The sequence below is a fragment of the Pseudochrobactrum kiredjianiae genome (assembly GCF_030362795.1).
GTDB classification, from domain to species: domain Bacteria; phylum Pseudomonadota; class Alphaproteobacteria; order Rhizobiales; family Rhizobiaceae; genus Pseudochrobactrum; species Pseudochrobactrum kiredjianiae.
Map to the genome: position 1 here is coordinate 852207 of NZ_JAUCBM010000001.1, position 17606 is coordinate 869812.

At 49.8% G+C, this 17606-nt stretch carries 14 protein-coding genes; 10 read left to right on the top strand and 4 right to left on the bottom strand.

From position 1 onward, the window contains the following. Positions 1 to 142 precede the first annotated feature (142 nt). The gene (locus QUF18_RS03745; RefSeq protein ID WP_289385347.1) at positions 143 to 832 is read right to left on the bottom strand and encodes a hypothetical protein; all 690 of its coding nucleotides are present in this window, start codon (positions 830 to 832) and stop codon (positions 143 to 145) included. On the opposite strand from QUF18_RS03745, the gene QUF18_RS03750 reads away from it, so the two are divergent. The 3 genes from QUF18_RS03750 to QUF18_RS03760 all read left to right on the top strand — a co-directional run bounded on the left by QUF18_RS03750 (position 813) and on the right by QUF18_RS03760 (position 7516). Further along, a complete protein-coding gene (locus QUF18_RS03750) occupies positions 813 to 2240 on the top strand; it encodes an alginate export family protein (RefSeq protein WP_289385349.1) in 1428 nt (475 codons plus the stop codon). The genes QUF18_RS03745 and QUF18_RS03750 overlap by 20 nt on opposite strands. 127 nt (positions 2241 to 2367) lie before the next feature. Then, positions 2368 to 3606 (top strand): serine hydrolase domain-containing protein, encoded by a 1239-nt coding sequence (locus tag QUF18_RS03755; RefSeq protein WP_289385351.1) that lies wholly within the window; start codon positions 2368 to 2370, stop codon positions 3604 to 3606. Positions 3607 to 4189: 583 nt separating this feature from the next. Then, on the top strand, positions 4190 to 7516 hold the full coding sequence (locus QUF18_RS03760) for an autotransporter outer membrane beta-barrel domain-containing protein (RefSeq protein WP_289385353.1): 3327 nt from the start codon (positions 4190 to 4192) through the stop codon (positions 7514 to 7516). A 257-nt stretch (positions 7517 to 7773) separates the two neighbouring features. Here QUF18_RS03760 and QUF18_RS03765 read toward each other — a convergent pair whose 3' ends face one another. The 3 genes from QUF18_RS03765 to QUF18_RS03775 form a co-directional block, all read right to left on the bottom strand. After that, the gene (locus QUF18_RS03765; protein WP_289385355.1) at positions 7774 to 8088 is read right to left on the bottom strand and encodes a DUF2834 domain-containing protein; all 315 of its coding nucleotides are present in this window, start codon (positions 8086 to 8088) and stop codon (positions 7774 to 7776) included. Positions 8089 to 8328: 240 nt separating this feature from the next. Continuing rightward, positions 8329 to 8943: a class GN sortase gene (locus tag QUF18_RS03770; RefSeq protein WP_289386123.1), complete on the bottom strand. Its 615-nt coding sequence runs from the start codon at positions 8941 to 8943 to the stop codon at positions 8329 to 8331. Beyond that, on the bottom strand, positions 8943 to 11189 hold the full coding sequence (locus QUF18_RS03775) for a marine proteobacterial sortase target protein (RefSeq protein ID WP_289385356.1): 2247 nt from the start codon (positions 11187 to 11189) through the stop codon (positions 8943 to 8945). The genes QUF18_RS03770 and QUF18_RS03775 overlap by 1 nt, the downstream gene beginning before the upstream one ends. A 167-nt stretch (positions 11190 to 11356) precedes the next feature. On the opposite strand from QUF18_RS03775, the gene QUF18_RS03780 reads away from it, so the two are divergent. From QUF18_RS03780 to QUF18_RS03810, 7 genes are all read left to right on the top strand, one after another. Beyond that, positions 11357 to 12121 carry a helix-turn-helix domain-containing protein gene (locus QUF18_RS03780; protein WP_289385359.1) on the top strand — a complete coding sequence of 255 codons (765 nt, stop codon included), beginning with the start codon at positions 11357 to 11359 and terminating at the stop codon, positions 12119 to 12121. Between the two features lie 196 nt (positions 12122 to 12317). Continuing rightward, positions 12318 to 13511, top strand: coding sequence for a tyrosine-type recombinase/integrase (locus tag QUF18_RS03785; RefSeq protein ID WP_289386124.1), 1194 nt, complete (start codon positions 12318 to 12320; stop codon positions 13509 to 13511). A 2-nt stretch (positions 13512 to 13513) separates the two neighbouring features. Then, positions 13514 to 14467 (top strand): hypothetical protein, encoded by a 954-nt coding sequence (locus QUF18_RS03790; protein ID WP_289385361.1) that lies wholly within the window; start codon positions 13514 to 13516, stop codon positions 14465 to 14467. Positions 14468 to 14563: 96 nt separating this feature from the next. Next, positions 14564 to 14758, top strand: a complete 195-nt coding sequence (locus QUF18_RS03795; protein WP_022711063.1) for a helix-turn-helix transcriptional regulator — start codon at positions 14564 to 14566, stop codon at positions 14756 to 14758. Between the two features lie 94 nt (positions 14759 to 14852). Beyond that, positions 14853 to 15167, top strand: a complete 315-nt coding sequence (locus QUF18_RS03800; RefSeq protein ID WP_289385367.1) for a winged helix domain-containing protein — start codon at positions 14853 to 14855, stop codon at positions 15165 to 15167. Further along, the gene (locus QUF18_RS03805) at positions 15164 to 16051 is read left to right on the top strand and encodes a DUF7146 domain-containing protein (protein ID WP_289385370.1); all 888 of its coding nucleotides are present in this window, start codon (positions 15164 to 15166) and stop codon (positions 16049 to 16051) included. Before QUF18_RS03800 ends, QUF18_RS03805 begins: the two co-directional genes overlap by 4 nt. Next, on the top strand, positions 16048 to 17556 hold the full coding sequence (locus QUF18_RS03810; RefSeq protein WP_289385371.1) for a YfjI family protein: 1509 nt from the start codon (positions 16048 to 16050) through the stop codon (positions 17554 to 17556). Before QUF18_RS03805 ends, QUF18_RS03810 begins: the two co-directional genes overlap by 4 nt. Positions 17557 to 17606 lie beyond the last annotated feature (50 nt).

The following is a 17606-nucleotide window of genomic DNA, read 5'->3' on the forward strand; positions in this document are numbered from 1 at the left end:
TTTGTCGCTTCATAAGCGCGCTATTCAACGGCTGATGCAATGGGCTTGATGTTCCCATCCTATCAGCCGTCATGTTGATTTTATGACTTAAAATGATGCAGTCAGCTTGTATAGATTGAGTATAGCTCTGGCATCTGCATCTTTAGCCACCTGGCTGGCAGTTGGATTTTGTAAACTCTCCAAGCGCAGCTTTATTTACGCTAAATCCGTAAGCCTTTATTGTCAGCTTGCCGATCATAGTATCGTTGCACAGCATGATGGCAGAAGATTTCTTGCCTGAAATATGCAGGTCACAGATTGCGCCAAAGCTTTCATCACTGCCTTGAGAATTATCCTGAATACCGATCACGGTTTTACAATCGAGTTGCGCTGGCATTCCCAATTGAATGAGGTCTTTTTCAAAATCATCCGTTCGAGCCGATATTTCTTTCTGATCGGTGATGTCGCGTGTGTTTAGCTCAGCAGCAATCCCTTGAGTGCCGGATAAAATAACTCCCGCAGCAATAATGGCACCTAGTCGAATAAGCATTTTTTCTCCGATGTTAGAAACTCTGACTGTAATAAGGGGGGCAGCCACGTTGATACACTTGGTGTTAATGGCAAGCCCATTAATGGGGACTGTACTATCTCTGCTTTTTCCGCATCCTTGCGAGCAATGTGAATATTCGCCTCTGGTATCATTGTGGCAATTTGTTATTGTTGAACGATAGGGTTCCGCAAGTGGAAAAGGTAAACGGAATAAAACGTCAATACCATTCCTTATTTCATTTAACTCAGGCGGCAATATCATGATGAAATGTTCCGCATACCTCATGACTGCCAGAGTAGCCATAACTGCATTGCTTTTGCTTTGCTTGCACTTTGCACCAGCCTTAGCGAATGACCGCATGCTGCTCTATGATGCTGAAGGTCTTAAAATACGCGCTCATCTACAGGCCGGCCTCAACGGAGTTATAGAGAATAACTTGTTCTGGAACTTTGCGGATAGTTTGGCACCGTCCGCAGACTACAATCCGCGCAAACAATGGCTCGAAGGTTACATCAAGCCCGGCATCAGCTTCAATAATGATCTTAATGAGCGGTTTCATTTCTATGGTAAGGCTTCAGTGGTGGCTTCAGGAACGCTTGGAACAGATGCTTATGATACGGGCAATACCGGAAGGATCACATTGGAAGAAGCCCATTTGGGGTTGCGCACGGAGATCAGTGCGGGAACAGTTTTAGATTTTTCTTACGGGCCGCGGGAATATAAGATTGGCACCGGTATGCTGATCGCAAACGGCGGTAATAGTGGCTTTGAACGGGGCGCACTGAAATTCGGCCCTCGCAAAGCATGGAAATCTGCAGCAATTGCAAAACTGAGTTATGAAGATTTCAGTGTCACGAGTTTTTATTTGCAACCCAATGAATTGCCAGACAGTAGCAGTAATACGCAATTACTCGGCACTGAACTGCGCTATGACTGGGGAACAGATAGTTTTGCCGGTCTTACCTACGGCCATGTTATCAAATCGAACGCTCCTTACCCGCAAGCCGCACCTGATGGTATCGGCGCCCCGAGTATCATCCCGGATGCACGCAAAGGTCTGAATTTCATCAATGTCTATGCAATAGGAAAACCACTGCCTCATATTATTGAGAACCTGATTGCGGGTGGTGAATTCGCTTATGAATGGAATGATCGGGTTGATCTTTCCGCTTGGGCAGGACGCGTTTATGTCGGCTATAATTTTACAGATACCGCATGGTCGCCAGAATTTGCAGTCGCGTATCAAACATTCTCCGGTGACGATCCTTCCACCTCACGGCTCGAGCGGTTTGATCCTCTTTTTTATGAAGGCAATCCCAGCTCATGGTCAACCGGTTCGAAATCTTCGATGGTCTTTATCAACTCCAATGTCAGTGCTTATCTTGTTAGCTTGCGCGTCAGGCCGACGGAACGCGATACATTCACATTGCGCTATGCACATATTCGCGCCAATGAATTACGCAGCCCTATTCAGTTTGGTCAGGGTACACGGGTTGAAACCAATGACGGCGTGCCCAACCCGATAGCTGGCGTAACCAAACATCATCTTTCTGATGATGTAATTCTTGAATATAATCGTGTTTTAAATCCGCACACCTATCTTACAGTCGGGCTCAGTGCATCATTTCCTGGTTCAGGTATTGATTCAATAACACATAATAAAGCACCAATCTGGGCCGGAGGATTTGCGAATGTTGTCGTTAATTTTTAAATTGAATTGCATGAAGAATAAGGCTTCAGCCGCAATTTTCTCAGGAGCAGTGCTGGTTGCCGCGCTGACCACAAGTTTCGGGTTAACCTTCAGCTTACAGCAAGCGTTTGCGCAAGAAGCAATCACGATGACAGCTCAACAATCTGATCCGCAGCATTTACGATGGATGGAGGGTTCTCCGCCACCGGCAGACAAAATAATCCGGCTTACCGATCCTGATTATTTTAGTTTCCCGAAATTACGCTGGACGGTTTGTCATTTTCGCGACCTCATGCCAACCGTCAATGTCAGTCGCGGCATTGGTGCGCCTGCGATAATGGAGCAAAAGCTTGACCCCGCTATTGATGCTTTGACATTTGTCCCTCTTGGCGGCTCCCAAACGATGACATGGGCGCAGTCACTGGAGGCCAATTATACTGATGGTATTATTGTCTTGCATAAAGGCACTGTCATCTATGAACATTATTCGGGTTGCCTCAATCAACTTGGCCAACATGGTGCTATGTCGGTTACTAAGTCCATCACCGGACTGCTGGGTGAAATGCTCGTTGCAGAGGGCGCACTGGATGAAACAGCAAAAGTAAAAGTCATTGTGCCGGAGCTGGCAGACAGCGCTTTTGGTGATGCAACGATCCGTCAGGTCATGGATATGACGACGGGGCTGCACTATAGCGAAGATTATGCCGATCCCAATGCAGATGTCTGGATTTATTCTGCTGCAGGCAGCTCGTTGCCAAAACCGCAGGATTATCAAGGGCCTAAAACCTATTACGAATATCTGCAAACAGTGCGTAAAGAGGGCGAACACGGGGTTGCTTTTGGCTATAAAACCATCAATTCAGATGCACTGGGCTGGATCATTGCCCGTGTTACCGGAAAATCCGTAGCTACACTGCTATCAGAAAAGATCTGGCAAAAAATGGGTGCCGAACAAGACGCCTATTATACGATCGACTCCATTGGCACTCCCTTTGCCGGTGGTGGTTTTAATGCCGGATTGCGTGATATGGCGCGTCTTGGACAAATACTGCTCAATGGCGGGGTTATCAACGGACAACCCCTGATACCGGAAGCTGCGATTGCCAGTATTCGAGGCGGCGGCAGCAAAGAGGCATTTGCCAAAGCTGGCTATAGTCTGCTCAAAGGCTGGAGTTATCGTGGTATGTGGTGGGTCTCACATAATGAAAATGGTGCGTATATGGCGCGCGGCGTCCATGGTCAGGCACTCTATATTGACCCAAAAGCTGAAATGGTTATTGCCCGCTTTGCATCGCATCCACAGGCAGGAAACGCAGCAAATGATCCGACTTCATTGCCTGCTTATGAAGCCCTTGCACATTATCTGTTACAGTGTGGCGCTCAGTAATAATTACAGGCTTGTCCGGCGTTGTTATCTGAAGAAGCATCTGGCCGTGGATTGTAGGTAGGCAATCTGCGGTCACTTGCATTTCCGGTGGCAGGGCAGCACAAGACTTTAAATCCGATAAAAACAGTGTGAATAGTTTAAAGCCTATTCAAAGGTAATGTATCGCATTTTTATAAGCTTATATTGATGGACATTAATATTCATGGTAATTACGTCAGCCTTTTATTTATGGCTGGGGGACACTATGTCGGTATTAACGGGGAATGCGCTCGCGAATGCTTGCGCGAAAAAACGAATATTAGTTAGTGATTACTTTATTGTATTAGAAAAATATAAAACAAGTAAAAAAACTAACAATAATGATAATTTAGATAGTCAAAAACGTGTCAGAAGATTGCTCGGATCTCCGCCGTTTTTTCAACTAAGAAACACAACGGCCTTACCATATCTATGTGCGTTAGGCCTCGTTTCGGCTCTGGTGAGTCTCTCAGCAATACCCGCAGCAGGCGCTGCTGATCAGACTTATAATGTAAATGGTGGGGACACCCAGACTATTAATTCAGAGATTTCCGGTGCTGATGGCTTGATAAAATCAGGTGCCGGTATTTTGGATTTGCGTCAGACTAACAGTTATACTGGCCAAACACTGGTTGAAACCGGAACACTAAAGCTGACGGGGTTAGGCCGCATCGCGAATTCAAGTGCAGTGATTGTTAATGGCACATTGGATACGTCTGGCGCTGGTAACGCAGTCATTAAAAATCTGTCAGGCTCAGGGCAGGTTAATATCGGCGATAAATCGCTCGCCATTACGAATGCTAATGGCATCTTTTCCGGTACATTGAACGGTACGGGTACAATACAGCTGCAAGGTGGCACGCAGATACTGACCGGTGAAAACACTGCTGCTGTAAATGTCGGTATTACGTCTGGCGCCACTTTGCAAATCGGCAATGGCGGTACAACAGGCTCGTTGGCCGGTAATATAACCAATTACGGTGCCGTTGTATTTAATCGCTCGGATGAGACGACTTATAGCGGTAAAATTACCGGAGATGCGACAGGATCCTTCTCGCAAATTGGTAGCGGCAAACTGATTTTGACGCAGGACAGCAGCACAAGCGGTAGCATTACGATTGGTACCGGCAGTACACTGCAATTGGGTGCTGGTGGCACGACTGGCTGGATTGGAGTACGCGGTAACACCACAAGCGGCGCAATCCTTAATAATGGGTCTCTGATTTATAATCGCTCTGCAACCGATACCTATAGCGGTGTTATTTCCGGCACCGGATCGGTTACACAGACGGGGACTGGTGAGCTTAGCCTGAGAGGCGCGAATACTTATCATGGCGGCACCACCATTACCGGCGGTGGCAGTGTTAATGTTATCGCAGATAATAATCTCGGCGAAGGTGGCGTCACGCTTAATAATGGTAAGCTAACAGCGGCAGCATCATTTTCGACAAATAAATATATTACGCTGGCAGGTAACGGCACAATCAATACCGCCGGGAATTCCGTGTTGACGCTGGGAAATGCTATCTCCGGTGTGGGTGGTCTGATCAAGGAAGGCAGCGGCAAGCTGGAGCTTAAGGCGCGCAGTACTTATACCGGCCAGACATTGATTAGTAATGGTACACTTGCGCTTTCGGGGCAGGGCAGCCTTGCCTCATCAAGCGGTGTTGTTGTTAATTCAATATTTGATGTTTCCGGTGTCACAGGAACGCAGGTTAAGTCTCTCAGCGGTAGCGGACAAGTTACGCTTGGTAGTGCTTCCTTTCAGATTAATGATGCTTCCGGAATTTTTTCCGGCCGGTTTAACGGCACCGGTGCTGTCTTAGTTATGGGCGGCACACAGATTTTGACCGGTAATAATACTGCAGCAACGCCGTTTTCAACCGGTGAAAATGCTACTTTGCAAATCGGCAACGGTGGTATCATCGGTTCGGTTGCCGGTAATATAACAAATTACGGAGCTGTTGTTTTTAATCGCTCTGACACTGTAGTTTATGGTGGTGTTGTTACTGCAAATGGTTCGTTTGCCCAAGTTGGCAGCGGTACATTGATACTGACTGGCAATAGCAGCACACGCGGCAATGTCAAAATCGGAACCGGCAGCACTTTGCAAATCGGCAATGGTGGCACATCCGGTTGGATCGGCGGCACTAATGGTTTCGCAGGCTCCATCACGAATAGTGGTACATTGGTTTATAACCGGTCTGATAATGTGGCTTTTACCGGCAATATTTCCGGTAGCGGCTATCTTCGTCTGTCAGGCAGTGGCAATGTGACTTTGTCCGGTGTGAATAGCTATACCGGCAATACCGATATTATGAACGGCTTACTGACGGTCAACGGGTCAGTTGCTCAGTCTGCTCTTACAACGGTTTATAATGGGGCCAAGCTTGGCGGAACCGGCACACTTGGCAACACTGTTATCGCTTCCGGTGCGACACATGCTCCGGGAAATTCGATCGGTACACAGATAATTGCCGGTAATTATACCAATTCCGGTATCTTACAGATTGAAGGCATACCGACAAATACAGATCGCTTAAACGTAACGGGCGATGTGAATATATCCGGTGCGATCCTTGATCTGGTTTTATCCCCGAATAATGCCGCTAATTGGCAGGTTGTAAACGGCCCGTTCACGCTGATTAATAAAGAGAGTGCCGGCGCGGTTACAGGCCAGTTTGCAAGCATCAGGAACAATCTGGTTTTCCTCGATCCAACTGTGAACTATGCGGGCGGCGATGGTAATGACGTAACGCTGAAGTTGCAGCGTAATGATATTAAATTTGCGAGTTTAGGTCGGAATTTTAATCAAATCTCCGTTGCAAATGCCTTGGATGCACTGCCGCATAGCAGTGATCTGTGGCTGGCTATGGCCATGACGAGCAATGCGGATATCGCTCGCACAGCTTTAAACCAGTTGTCGGGTGATGTGCATGCCTCATTACCTGTTGTGCTGATCGAAGACAGTCGTTTCCTGCGTGAAGCAGCGAATGATCGTTTGCGTCAGGCTGCAAAAACTGTTGGCGGAGACGCAACCTCCGTTGCAACCGGAAATACCGATACGGCTTCAGGCATGACTGTTTGGGGGCAGGGCTTCGGTTCATGGGGTGTCTGGGATGCCACGTCCAATAATGCTAAAATGGATCGCTCTGTCGGTGGTATGTTTATCGGGGCGGACACTGTCGTCAATAATTGGCAACTCGGTGTTTTGGCCGGATATTCTCATTCATCCGTTGATTTGAAAGATATACCATCTTCAGCGAAGGCCGATAATTATCACCTTGGCGTCTATGCGGGAACGCAATGGGATGCTGTTGCATTCCGCACGGGACTTGCACATACATGGAATGATATTGAAACCAGCCGCTCGGTGCATTTCCCCGGTTTCTCGGATAGTCTGGAGGGTGATTATCGTGCCGGTACAACACAGGTATTCGGTGAGCTAGGCTATGGCATCTCAGCGGGTACTTATCAGTTCGAGCCTTTTGCAAATCTGAGCTATGTTCATATCAACCGTAAATCGTTTTCAGAAGCCGGTGGTCAGGCTGCATTGTCTGTCGGATCACAATCTCTGGACACAACATTTACAACGCTCGGTCTGCGTGCGGAAACTGTTTTTGATCTTGGTAGCGTGAGCACAAAAGCACGCGGTACTGTGGGCTGGAAACATGCTTTTGGCGATACGGATACATTGTCATCGCAGGCTTTTCGTACCGGCAGAGCTTTTGACATCAGCGGTATGTCTGTTGCCAAAGATGTAGCCGTTGTTGAAGCCGGACTGGATTTCTCTCTGACAAAGAATGCCACATTCGGGCTTCTCTATTCCGGTCAACTCGCCAGCAAAGCGAAAGATCAAAGTTTTAAAGCCACATTGGCGGTTAAATTCTGATCCAACTATCAAGGGGCCCTGTTGTTAATGACAGGGCCTCGATTATCTTCGATAAAACATGCTGTTTCTGATCAGATCAGAACACACATTCTAAAGCAGGCAGAGGGTTAAGCTAGAGCGCCGTGTGCCAAACTTGGCACACAAAGGTCGCTCTAACACTTTAAAATTAGAGCATAATTTCACCTTAAACTGGTCCAAGTTTAAGGAATTATGCTCTAATCTCTAATCTCTAATCTCTAATCTCGCCTTAACAATTGTCAGGTTGAATGCGGTTCGCGCAAGTAGAGGTAGAGCGGCAGTGCCAGTGAAAGGCCAACAAAGCAGCTCGCCGGAAGAACCAACCACCAGTGTGTGACGTTGTTCTTGGCCGCATCCCGCCATGACCATATCCAAAATACGACAATGGTAATCAACACATCAGCAGAGAAGCCACCGGCTGCACCGTTTGCAAACAGTGATTGCAAAAAGAGCGGAATATCAAGCCCGTTCAGTGCGAAAAAAGACCCGAAGAACAACCAAGGAACCAATGTTCCGATGATAGCCATAGCTAAATAAAAATTCTTGGCGTTCATGTGTTCCTTACTTTCATCGCAATCATCTCAATGCATGAATATGTTATTTTTCCGGTACAGAATGTCCAGTCTATCCCTGCGTATTTACGTTAGCTGATGAATAGCAAGTGAGGTTCAAGTGGTATTCTGGAATATCCAGATATAAAGGCGATGTCTATTCTCTGAGCCATTGGTATAATTGTGCGTAATATAACACTCCGGTCATCGCTATGAGAATATCTCTCATGTCGCAGCCTCAAATCACTGAATCAAACTCGCATAGACGAGATAACGAAGCGGGCCTTGCGTAATTGCATCAAAAGGATAGCAGGTTGCCAGCACCAGATGAGAGCCTGCTGCGTGAACATCAATCTGCGCCTCATCCCAATGCGCGATGGTCATTTGAGTGGCGCGATAGGTGTATGTTTTTCCGTCATCGCGGGTAATGCGAATAAGGTCGCCTTTCTCTATATCTTTGAGAAAAGCAAAATGCGTGTCGCGGTGAGCTGCATAAACCGCAGTTCCCGTTTCACCGGCTTTAGGCGTGTTCTGCAAATGGCCGGGGCCAAAAGCCAAGGCCTGTCCGCTTGCGCCATTCAGCGCGATTGCTGATGCTGCCAGACGCGGCGCTTCAATCCGCGCTACCGGCCAGATATCGGCCCATGCCCACGGCTTCACCTTTTCGCCTGTGGCAATACTCTGCGTGAAAGCGCGTTCAAGCAGGATTTGAGCCGCATAGGCTTTGGCATGGATCCACAGCCCCTGACCGAAAAGAACAAGGCCGCAGGCCATGACAGCAACAGAAAGCAGGACGAGAGGGGAGCGCAACCATGTGCGCTCCTTTGCCGTTGTATTTTGGGTAATAAGGATACCCATCATGCATTCTCCCTGCGGCGTGCTAACCAGAAGATGAGAAATCCAATGAACATAACGCTTAATCCCTGAAGCATATTCAGCATTGCCGGAGTTGCGGTTTGTGGCAGCGGCATGGTGGCTGCCGGAGTGACAGGCGAGGCGGGGCGGTTCTTGCTTCGAACCACGATCTGCTCTTTGCCCGCATCGGCATGATCGAGCACGCTGCGATCTGCACGAATGCCGAACAGCGTCTCAAAGTCCCAACCGGCTGGCAGCTGCAAAGGTATGTCTGCACGTGTGAGCGGAACATTCGCCGGACGAGCTGGTGTCTGGTCAACGGCAACAAGGCTCGTCAGACGTGTTACCAGATGATGCTCCAGTGCGAGGTTGAGGATACGCGTATCGGCTGCCAGTGCTGTAATCTTGCCGAGTTTCATGTCCACTTCAGCATCGTCGATCTTGCGGCGTGCCCAAATTTTGGAAATGCCTTCCGCCGGACTGGCTGCATCGAGCGGCAGGGTCACAGTCCATGGGCGGCGTCCGACTGTCCCTTCAATCGTCATCGTACCAGTTACCTGTTTTGTGCGTGCGGCGAGCACCAATGGTTCGCCCTGATAAAGATCAGGAAGCAGACCCGGTGTCAGACTGATACCCTCTTGCGAGAAACTGGCTTTTACATTGGTGACGATCGGGCTTTCGAGCTTCTCGAACAGTTCACGCATGCGTTCATTAACTTCTTCCACCGCGCCGATATGGGTGAAGGTGCCGCGGCCAAGTTCAGAGGCTTTGTTCATCAGATAGGTGTTAGGGGCCGAGCCGATACCAACCATGAAGAGGCGGGAGCGGTCACGACGTGATGCAATGACATCAAGCATTTGCCGTTCATTGCTGATCTCGCCATCGGTCAGAAACACGATCTGGCGCAAACCATCTTTTTGGTGGCTATCATCAAGAGCTGCGTGCAGTGCCGGCAGCATTTCTGTTCCGCCAACCGCTTCCAGTGTGGCGACATAGTCGCGGGCATTGGTAATATTGAGCGTTGTGGCAGGGACAGAGTCATCAAAAAACTTGGTCAGCGTGTCATCAAAACGAATGACATTGAAGCGATCTGTAGGTTTCAGACGGGAGAGGGCATAATCGAGACTGGCTTTGGCTTGCTTGATCGAGGTTCCACCCATCGAGCCGGAATTGTCGATGACAAACACGATTTCTCGCGAAAGATTTACAGAGCTTTTGACAAGTGGCGGGGTCACATAGGCCAGCAGGTAATCGTCATTGCCAACGCGTTCGCGAAACAGACCGACAGTGGGCATTACGGATTCAGCCGCTTGCCATTCAAGGACGAAATCACGATCTGCCGCAGCCTCACCAGCCAGAGTGATCTTTGATGTTTGCTCATTCTGCTGATCAATCCGGACAGGATGATAAAGGCTTTTAATATCGGTGGCGGGGAACCCGGCTTTGAGATTGACGGTAATTGTCACCGGATTGATGCGATCTTCGTCCGGCATCACAAGGGGCGTTTCAATGGCATTATTGTCTGAACCTTGTGTTGGTTTTGTCTTTTGCTGTCCCCAGCCGCTCTGAATATCCGTTGTTTCAACAATCGGTTCGTTGTTTTCAGGATTATAGCGCGGCGCAACAACGAGCGGCACACGCAGAGAAAAGCGATTATCGCTCAGACGAACCGCCTGCTGATATTCAATCTGGATGATGATTTTTTCATTCGGACCAAGATTTGCAACCGCATTGGTAAAAATGTTAGGCCGTTGTTGTTCAATGAGAGCCGCCTTTTTGCCTTCGCTCTTGGCTTTCTCATAGATCTCACGAGCGGCCTTTTTTTCTTTGATGTCTGCAACGATCACGCGGTCGCCGACAATCATCTTCAGCGAATAGACGGCACTATCGTCAGGCAACGGAAAGACATAGAGCCCTTCGACCCAGTTATTGGTCGGGTTTTCAAAAACCTGACTGAGGCGCGCGCGGGCGGTAGGGCCGTTGACATCAATGTTGAAATCGGTGGCAAGGCGCTGCGCTTCCACATATTGGCCGGCTTCACCGCTTTGCAGAAGCAGGCTGCCGCTTTGCACGGCATTCGGTGTCAGATAGGCCGGTGTTTCAGCGCGGGCTGAGGCCATGTTGAGCAGTGAAAGAGTAACAGCCAGAATTGGCAGGATCAGCATATTCACAAACCAGATGAGTTTGCAGAACTGGGAAAGGCTGATGGCCGTTGCGTTATTACGGGAGTGTCTGATGGCGGGCGACATGATGTTGCTCCTGTATCTGTCGGATAATTGGAGACAATTTCGCCGGAATGCCGGTTTGCTGCCAGCGTAAGCTTTGCCAAGTTTTGTCCGTAGTTTGCCGCAAGCCACCTTGCAGGCACCGCTTATGTGTGGAATTGTGAAGGAAAGTACGGTTTCAGGAAGTTTTTATGTCTCAACACGATGCGGTTTTGTCCGATCAATTGAATTTCCGCGTCGCTGAACGTGTGCGCGAGGAGATCGCGCGCCGCAGGATTTCCCGCCAGCATCTGGCAGATGAGGCACGTATCAGCCTCTCGACACTTGAAAAAGCACTGTCAGGGCATCGGCCTTTTACACTCGCTACCATTATCAGGCTTGAGCAGGCTATGGGGTTTGAACTGCGCGATCAAACGGAGACAGAAAAGCCGAAGCCTGCCGCTTCCAGCGGACATGCGGCGGAAGAGCTTGGTTCTTATTCGCGCGCTGCCGTTTCGTGGCTGGAAGGGACATTCATAACGCTTCGCCCTTCTTTCGGTAATCACGGTGATATTTTTGCTTACTGCACGGACATTGTCTGGGACTCTGAGAACACGCATCTCAAATTCGAAGAACGTGAGCGTACCGATGCATCCTTTTCACAGCGTGGTTGTGTTTCTGTCCCGCATCTCTCGGGGCATGTCTATCTGGTGACCAATACGTCTGGCCAGTACCGGATGGCGGTTCTTTCGCGTCCGAGTATTGCTGGTGAAATGTATGGCATTCTGACGACCCTACGTGCAGGGCAGGGTGCACAACTGACGCCGGTATCAGTGCCTTTGGTGCTTGTTCCGATGAAGGTTTTTGAAGTGCCGGTTTTTGGACGTATCACACCCACAGATCAGGCCTATGAGCAATATTCGCGTTTGCTCAACAAAACGACTAGCGATGGCTATGCCAGTTTTGTGACGCCATAATTCAAGTCGAAGTGGCTTCGCATTTTATGGTGCCGCTTACGGGCAACTAATTGTAATATCAAGATAAATCAGCTTGTATCACCTGTTATCAATTGCCACATACTGCCGGATGGTTCTTGTTTCGTTCGGAATCATGGCCTATCATTAAATCTCATACAATCGCACCTTAAAAGGTGGATTGAGGGGTGGATTGAAAATGGCTCGTGGGTTGAACAAATTAAGCGCCCTTGCTGTGAAAAATGCCCCCGCTGGCAAATATGCTGACGGGGGCGGTCTGTGGCTTCACAAGCGAGATGATGGTGGGGCGCAATGGGTGCTGCGTATCACTATTCATGGTAGGCGCAGAGAAATGGGGCTTGGCTCTGTTTCCGTTGTCTCCTTAAAGGAGGCTAGGGAAGCGGCTGACCGATATCGGGCGCTAGTACGCGATAACATTGATCCTATTAAAGATAGAGAGCGCCAAAAAAGAGAGGCAGCCCGTAATCTGCATTTCTTAAGTGATATCGCTCTTGATGCTTTTGAAAGTCGCAAAGCCGAACTTAAAGGAGACGGAAAGGCTGGGCGTTGGTTCAGCCCGCTGGAGCTTCATATCATGCCGAAGCTGGGCAAGATGCCTGTGGCTGAATTGGATCAAAAGGACATACGTGATGTTTTAGCTCCTATTTGGCATGATAAGGCTGAAACTGCACGTAAAGCACTGAACCGTCTTAGCATTTGCTTAAAACACGCCGCAGCACTCGGTCTTGAAGTTGATCTGCAGGCTACAGAGAAAGCCCGTGCTCTTCTCGGAAAGCAACGGCATAAGGCTCAGAACATTCCTGCAATGCCTTGGCTAGAAGTTCCGGCCTTCTATTCAGGGCTATCTGACGGATCAGTTACACACCTTGCTTTGCGCTTACTTATTCTGACCGGTGTTCGCTCGAGGCCACTCCGTCATATACGAGAGGAACAAATAGACGGTGATATCTGGACAATCCCCGCTGATGATATGAAAGGCCGCAAAGATGCCACAAGTGATTTCCGCGTTCCATTATCGCCGGAAGCAATGAGCGTTATTGAGCAAGCCCGCAACCATGCCCGTGACGGTTATTTATTCCCGAGTATTCGCAAGGGCGTAATATCAGACATGACAATGGCAATGTTCATGTCACGGGCAGGATTAGAAGCGCGTCCACACGGCTTCCGCTCAAGTCTGCGGGACTGGATCGCAGAAGCAACCGAAACGCCCCATGATATTGCAGAGACTGTTTTAGGGCATGTCGTCGGGGGCTCTGTAGAGCGTGCATATCGCAGAACAGATTTTATTGAACAGCGGCGTAATCTGATGGTTCGCTGGTCGCAACATGTCACAGGCCAAAATGGGCAGGTCGTAAAAATGGTGAAGGGTTAAATATGCTTGCTATTGATGGCTATGGCTCATTGTATCGGTTTTATTTAGCTGCAAAGAAGGCAATACAAGACCGCGTCCCGCTGCCATATAGTTTTAGCGAAGAACCTCAGCCGGAAGTATTTTCATGGGATGCGTACCGTGAGAATGTAGATGTCGCGGCAAAATATCTGGTGCGGAATGTGCTTTCGGACAGAATAAACAAAGGTGATACGTTTCCTTGCATATTAAATAAAGATGGCACACTCATTACATTATCAACATTCTTACTCACAGTGACTGAAGGGTTTGCGCTCGAAAATTCAGCATTTTTAGACGCCAAAGATAAGGCGAAGGCTGATGGCTTGGTGCTTGATGGAGAGTACATCTTTGGTCTAAAATCACTCACCTCTGATTATTGGCATGCCCCCTTCATTTCAGAGCGAATATTTACTGATAGTTCTTTGGTTCTCGATGATGTTCTCTATCCTTATGGTAGGGGGATGCCGTTAATCGATTGGCGTAGCGGCACCGTATCTCTCAAAAGGTTAAGAGCTTTGCATGAGGCGATTGAAGCTATGCGTATCTCTACGTCTGCTTTTGAAAAAGCTGGTATTCAAGTGGATCAATTTGATGCCAGAGAAATTATTGACGCATACGATGAATCTGACGCGCCCAATCTATTGAATATGCTCGCCCCCTACGATGGTTGCACGATTGTCGCTCCGATTGAATGGATTGGTGAACTGAATGGCAGCGAGGAGGAGGCGCTAAATGAGCCTGCTGATAACCTATTCTCTGGGGCTCCAAAATCTGCAATCCTTTCTCTCTTAAAGGCGCAGCCAACACTCACGAAATCGGGAGTAAAGGCGAAACTGTTCCCCAAAACATCTACGCGCCGCTTTAATATGCATTGGCAGCAAGCCGCAGAGGAAAACCCCGCACTTGCTAAACCTGGACGGCGTAAAGAGAAATCATAACGCCGTATCGATACGCTTTTAATTTCGTGCAGACTATTTGTTTCTTTTTTGTTCACTCATGTTTCAGCCCATATCAACAAATATCGAGGCTGATTGATGAATATCACTGACACTCTTTTGACTGCACGTGAAGGCGCTCAAGTCCTGCAGGTGAGCATCCCAACATTTTGGCGACGCGTGGCTGATGGCACCGTGCCAAAGCCCGTGAAAATCGGGGCGCTGTCTCGCTGGCCGCGCTCTGAAATCATGGCTGTGATTGAAGCCGCAAAAGCTCAACGCTCTGCAGCATAAACAAACGACCCCGCCATTATGGACGGGGCCGAGGGTAATCTATCTCACGCATAGACTATAACCCCACCCGTCCTCTGTTGAAAGAGGATTTCCCATGTCTGATAAAAATAAGCCTTGGAAGGCCGCAAGCTATACCGTGAGCCATAATGAGGCTGAGCCGTTCAATGTGAGCGTAAAAGGCCGTGAGCGCTGGACGCTGGAATGTCTTATCGCTGCTGGTTCAAAAGGCTGCACACCGATTGATAATCCTGCCCCGCGCTGGTCTGCCTATGTCTTTGATCTGCGTAAAGTTGGTATTCAGATTGAAACTGTGACCGAGCAGCATGGCGGCCAGTTCAAGGGCAATCATGCGCGCTATGTCCTGCGCTCCAAGGTTTCACGGGTAGAGACAGAAGCGAGCGCTGCATGAAGACCAGCGCCCGAACAATTACAAAGGCACTGAACGGGCATTGGCATGGCCGCTATGGTTTGTGCCTTTGTCCTGCACACGCCAATACCAAAAGCCCCGCCCTGAGTGTTTCAGATGGTTTTGACGGACGGCTGTTGCTGCGCTGTCATGCCGGTTGTGACTTCCTGTCCATATTGGACGCTCTGAAAGGTCTGGGGCTGATTGAAGGCTCCGGCCATTATGCTCCGCCTTCCTTTGAGGAAATGGAAGCTCATAGGCTCAAGGAACTGGACAAAGCGAGGAAACAGGAAGCAAGGGCGCTTGAATGCTGGAATGTAGCTAAGCTTATTCATGGTACTCTGGCAGACACTTATCTGCGTTCCCGTGGCATAACTGCCCCCATTGGGCAGTGCTTGAGATTTCATGGCTCGTGCTGGCACCCGACCGGCCAACAGCTACCGGCTATGGTGGCGCTGGTCGAAGGCGCGGAACGTCTGGCAATCCACCGGACATATTTATGCGCTGACGGCATGGGCAAGGCTTTCGTTGAACCTGCCAAGGCCATGCTCGGTTCTGTTGCTGGTGGTGCTGTGCGGCTCTCTGATGGTGCTGACAAGCTGATTGTGTGTGAAGGCATAGAAACCGGCTTATCACTTCTCTCCGGCCTTGTGTGCGGTTCTGTGTCGGTCTGGGCGGCTTTATCAACCAGCGGCATGAAAGCTCTGACCTTGCCGGACAAGCCTGCATTGCTAACCATTGCAACCGATGGCGATGAAGCCGGACGTCAGGCCGGTCATGCGCTTGCTGAGCGTGCCTCTGCCGTTGGCTGGGAGGTTTCAATGCTTCCTGCGCCTGATGGCCGCGACTGGAACGATATTCTCATGATGAAAGGGGCTGCTGCATGAACGCGCCCGAACCTATTCCGTTTAAACCGGACTGGCCTGCGCCTGATATGCGCTATTTACGCTCTGAACTGCCGGAACCGCCCAACCTGCCGCTTGAGGATGTGTTTTCGCCGCGCTGGTCGTCATGGATACGCGCCGCGGCTGAGGCGAAAGCGGCACCACCGGATTATGTCATGGCTGGCGCTTTGTCTGTTTGTGGCGCTCTTATCGGTAATAGCCGCTGGCCGTCCCCGTGGCAGGGCTGGACAGAGCCTCCTGTTTTATGGGCTGTGGCTATCGGCAATCCGTCAATGAATAAATCCCCTGGACTGGACGCTGTTCTTAATCCACTGAAAAAGGTGGAGCGGGCTTTGCGTGAGCAGGTACAAGGCGAGGTCACCGAATGGAGGGCAAGAGCCGAGGTTGCAAAGCTGGCAGAAAGTGCTTGGAAGGAAGCGGTAAAGGCAGCAATCAAATCCGGGGATGCTGTCCCGTCACGCCCAGCCAGTGCCAACGCCGGTAAAGAGCCGATTATGCCGCGTCTGGCCGTCACTGATACCACCGTTGAGAAACTGGCAGTGATTGCCTCTGTGCAGCCTCGTGGGGCGTTATTGGCGCGTGATGAGCTTGCTGGATGGCTGCAAGGTATGTCGCGCTATTCCGGTGGTGGATCCGACCGGCCTTTCTGGTTAGAGGCGTATGGCGGTCGCAGCTATTCAGTGGAACGCATGGGGCGCGACCCAGTTTATGTTGACCGGCTCTCTGTTGGTGTTCTTGGCGGTATTCAGCCGGATCGGTTGCGCTCTTTGCTCATGAAAACTGATGATGATGGCTTATTGGCGCGTTTCCTGCCGGTATGGCCTAATCCTGCGCCGGTTAAACGCCCTGATTTGTCCTATGATGAAAGCTTTATGGAAAATATCATTCATCGGCTTTTGTCGTTGCATATGCATGCCGATGAAAACGGCACTGTCCGGCCTTGGATAATCTCATTCTCGGAGGATAGCCGAGTCTTGCTGGATAGCTTTCGTGAAACAGCAAGAGGCTGGGAGAACGGTGCTGAGGGGCTACTGCTTTCATTCATCGGGAAACTGGCGGGGCTTGCTGTCCGGCTGTCTCTGGTGCTGGGACTAATGGAGTGGGCATCTGGCGAAGCTGAGGAGCCGCAGGAAATTGCTGTTCATCATTTCGGGCGCGCTGCTCATATGGTCGAAAGCTACCTGCTGCCAATGGCACGGCGGGCTTATGCTGATGCATCTGCGCCAAAAGCCGAGCGGGCAGCTAGGCGGCTTGTGAAGCTGATAAAGGAAAAGGGATGGCGGCAATTTACTGCGCGTGAGGTTTTGCGTGCTGAGCGTACAGGGCTGTCCAATTCCGACGACCTTAACCCAGCACTCAATGCCTTGCAGGAGGCAGATATTATTCGGCCTGTTTCCACGTCCAGTGGTTCGCAAGGTGGTAGAGCGCAACGGCTATTTACGGTCAATCCGGCAGTGTTTCGAGGCAATCATGACAAAGTGGCTTGAAGTAGCAAAGAAGGCCTTACCCCCTTCCGACGAAACCGACATAACCGACA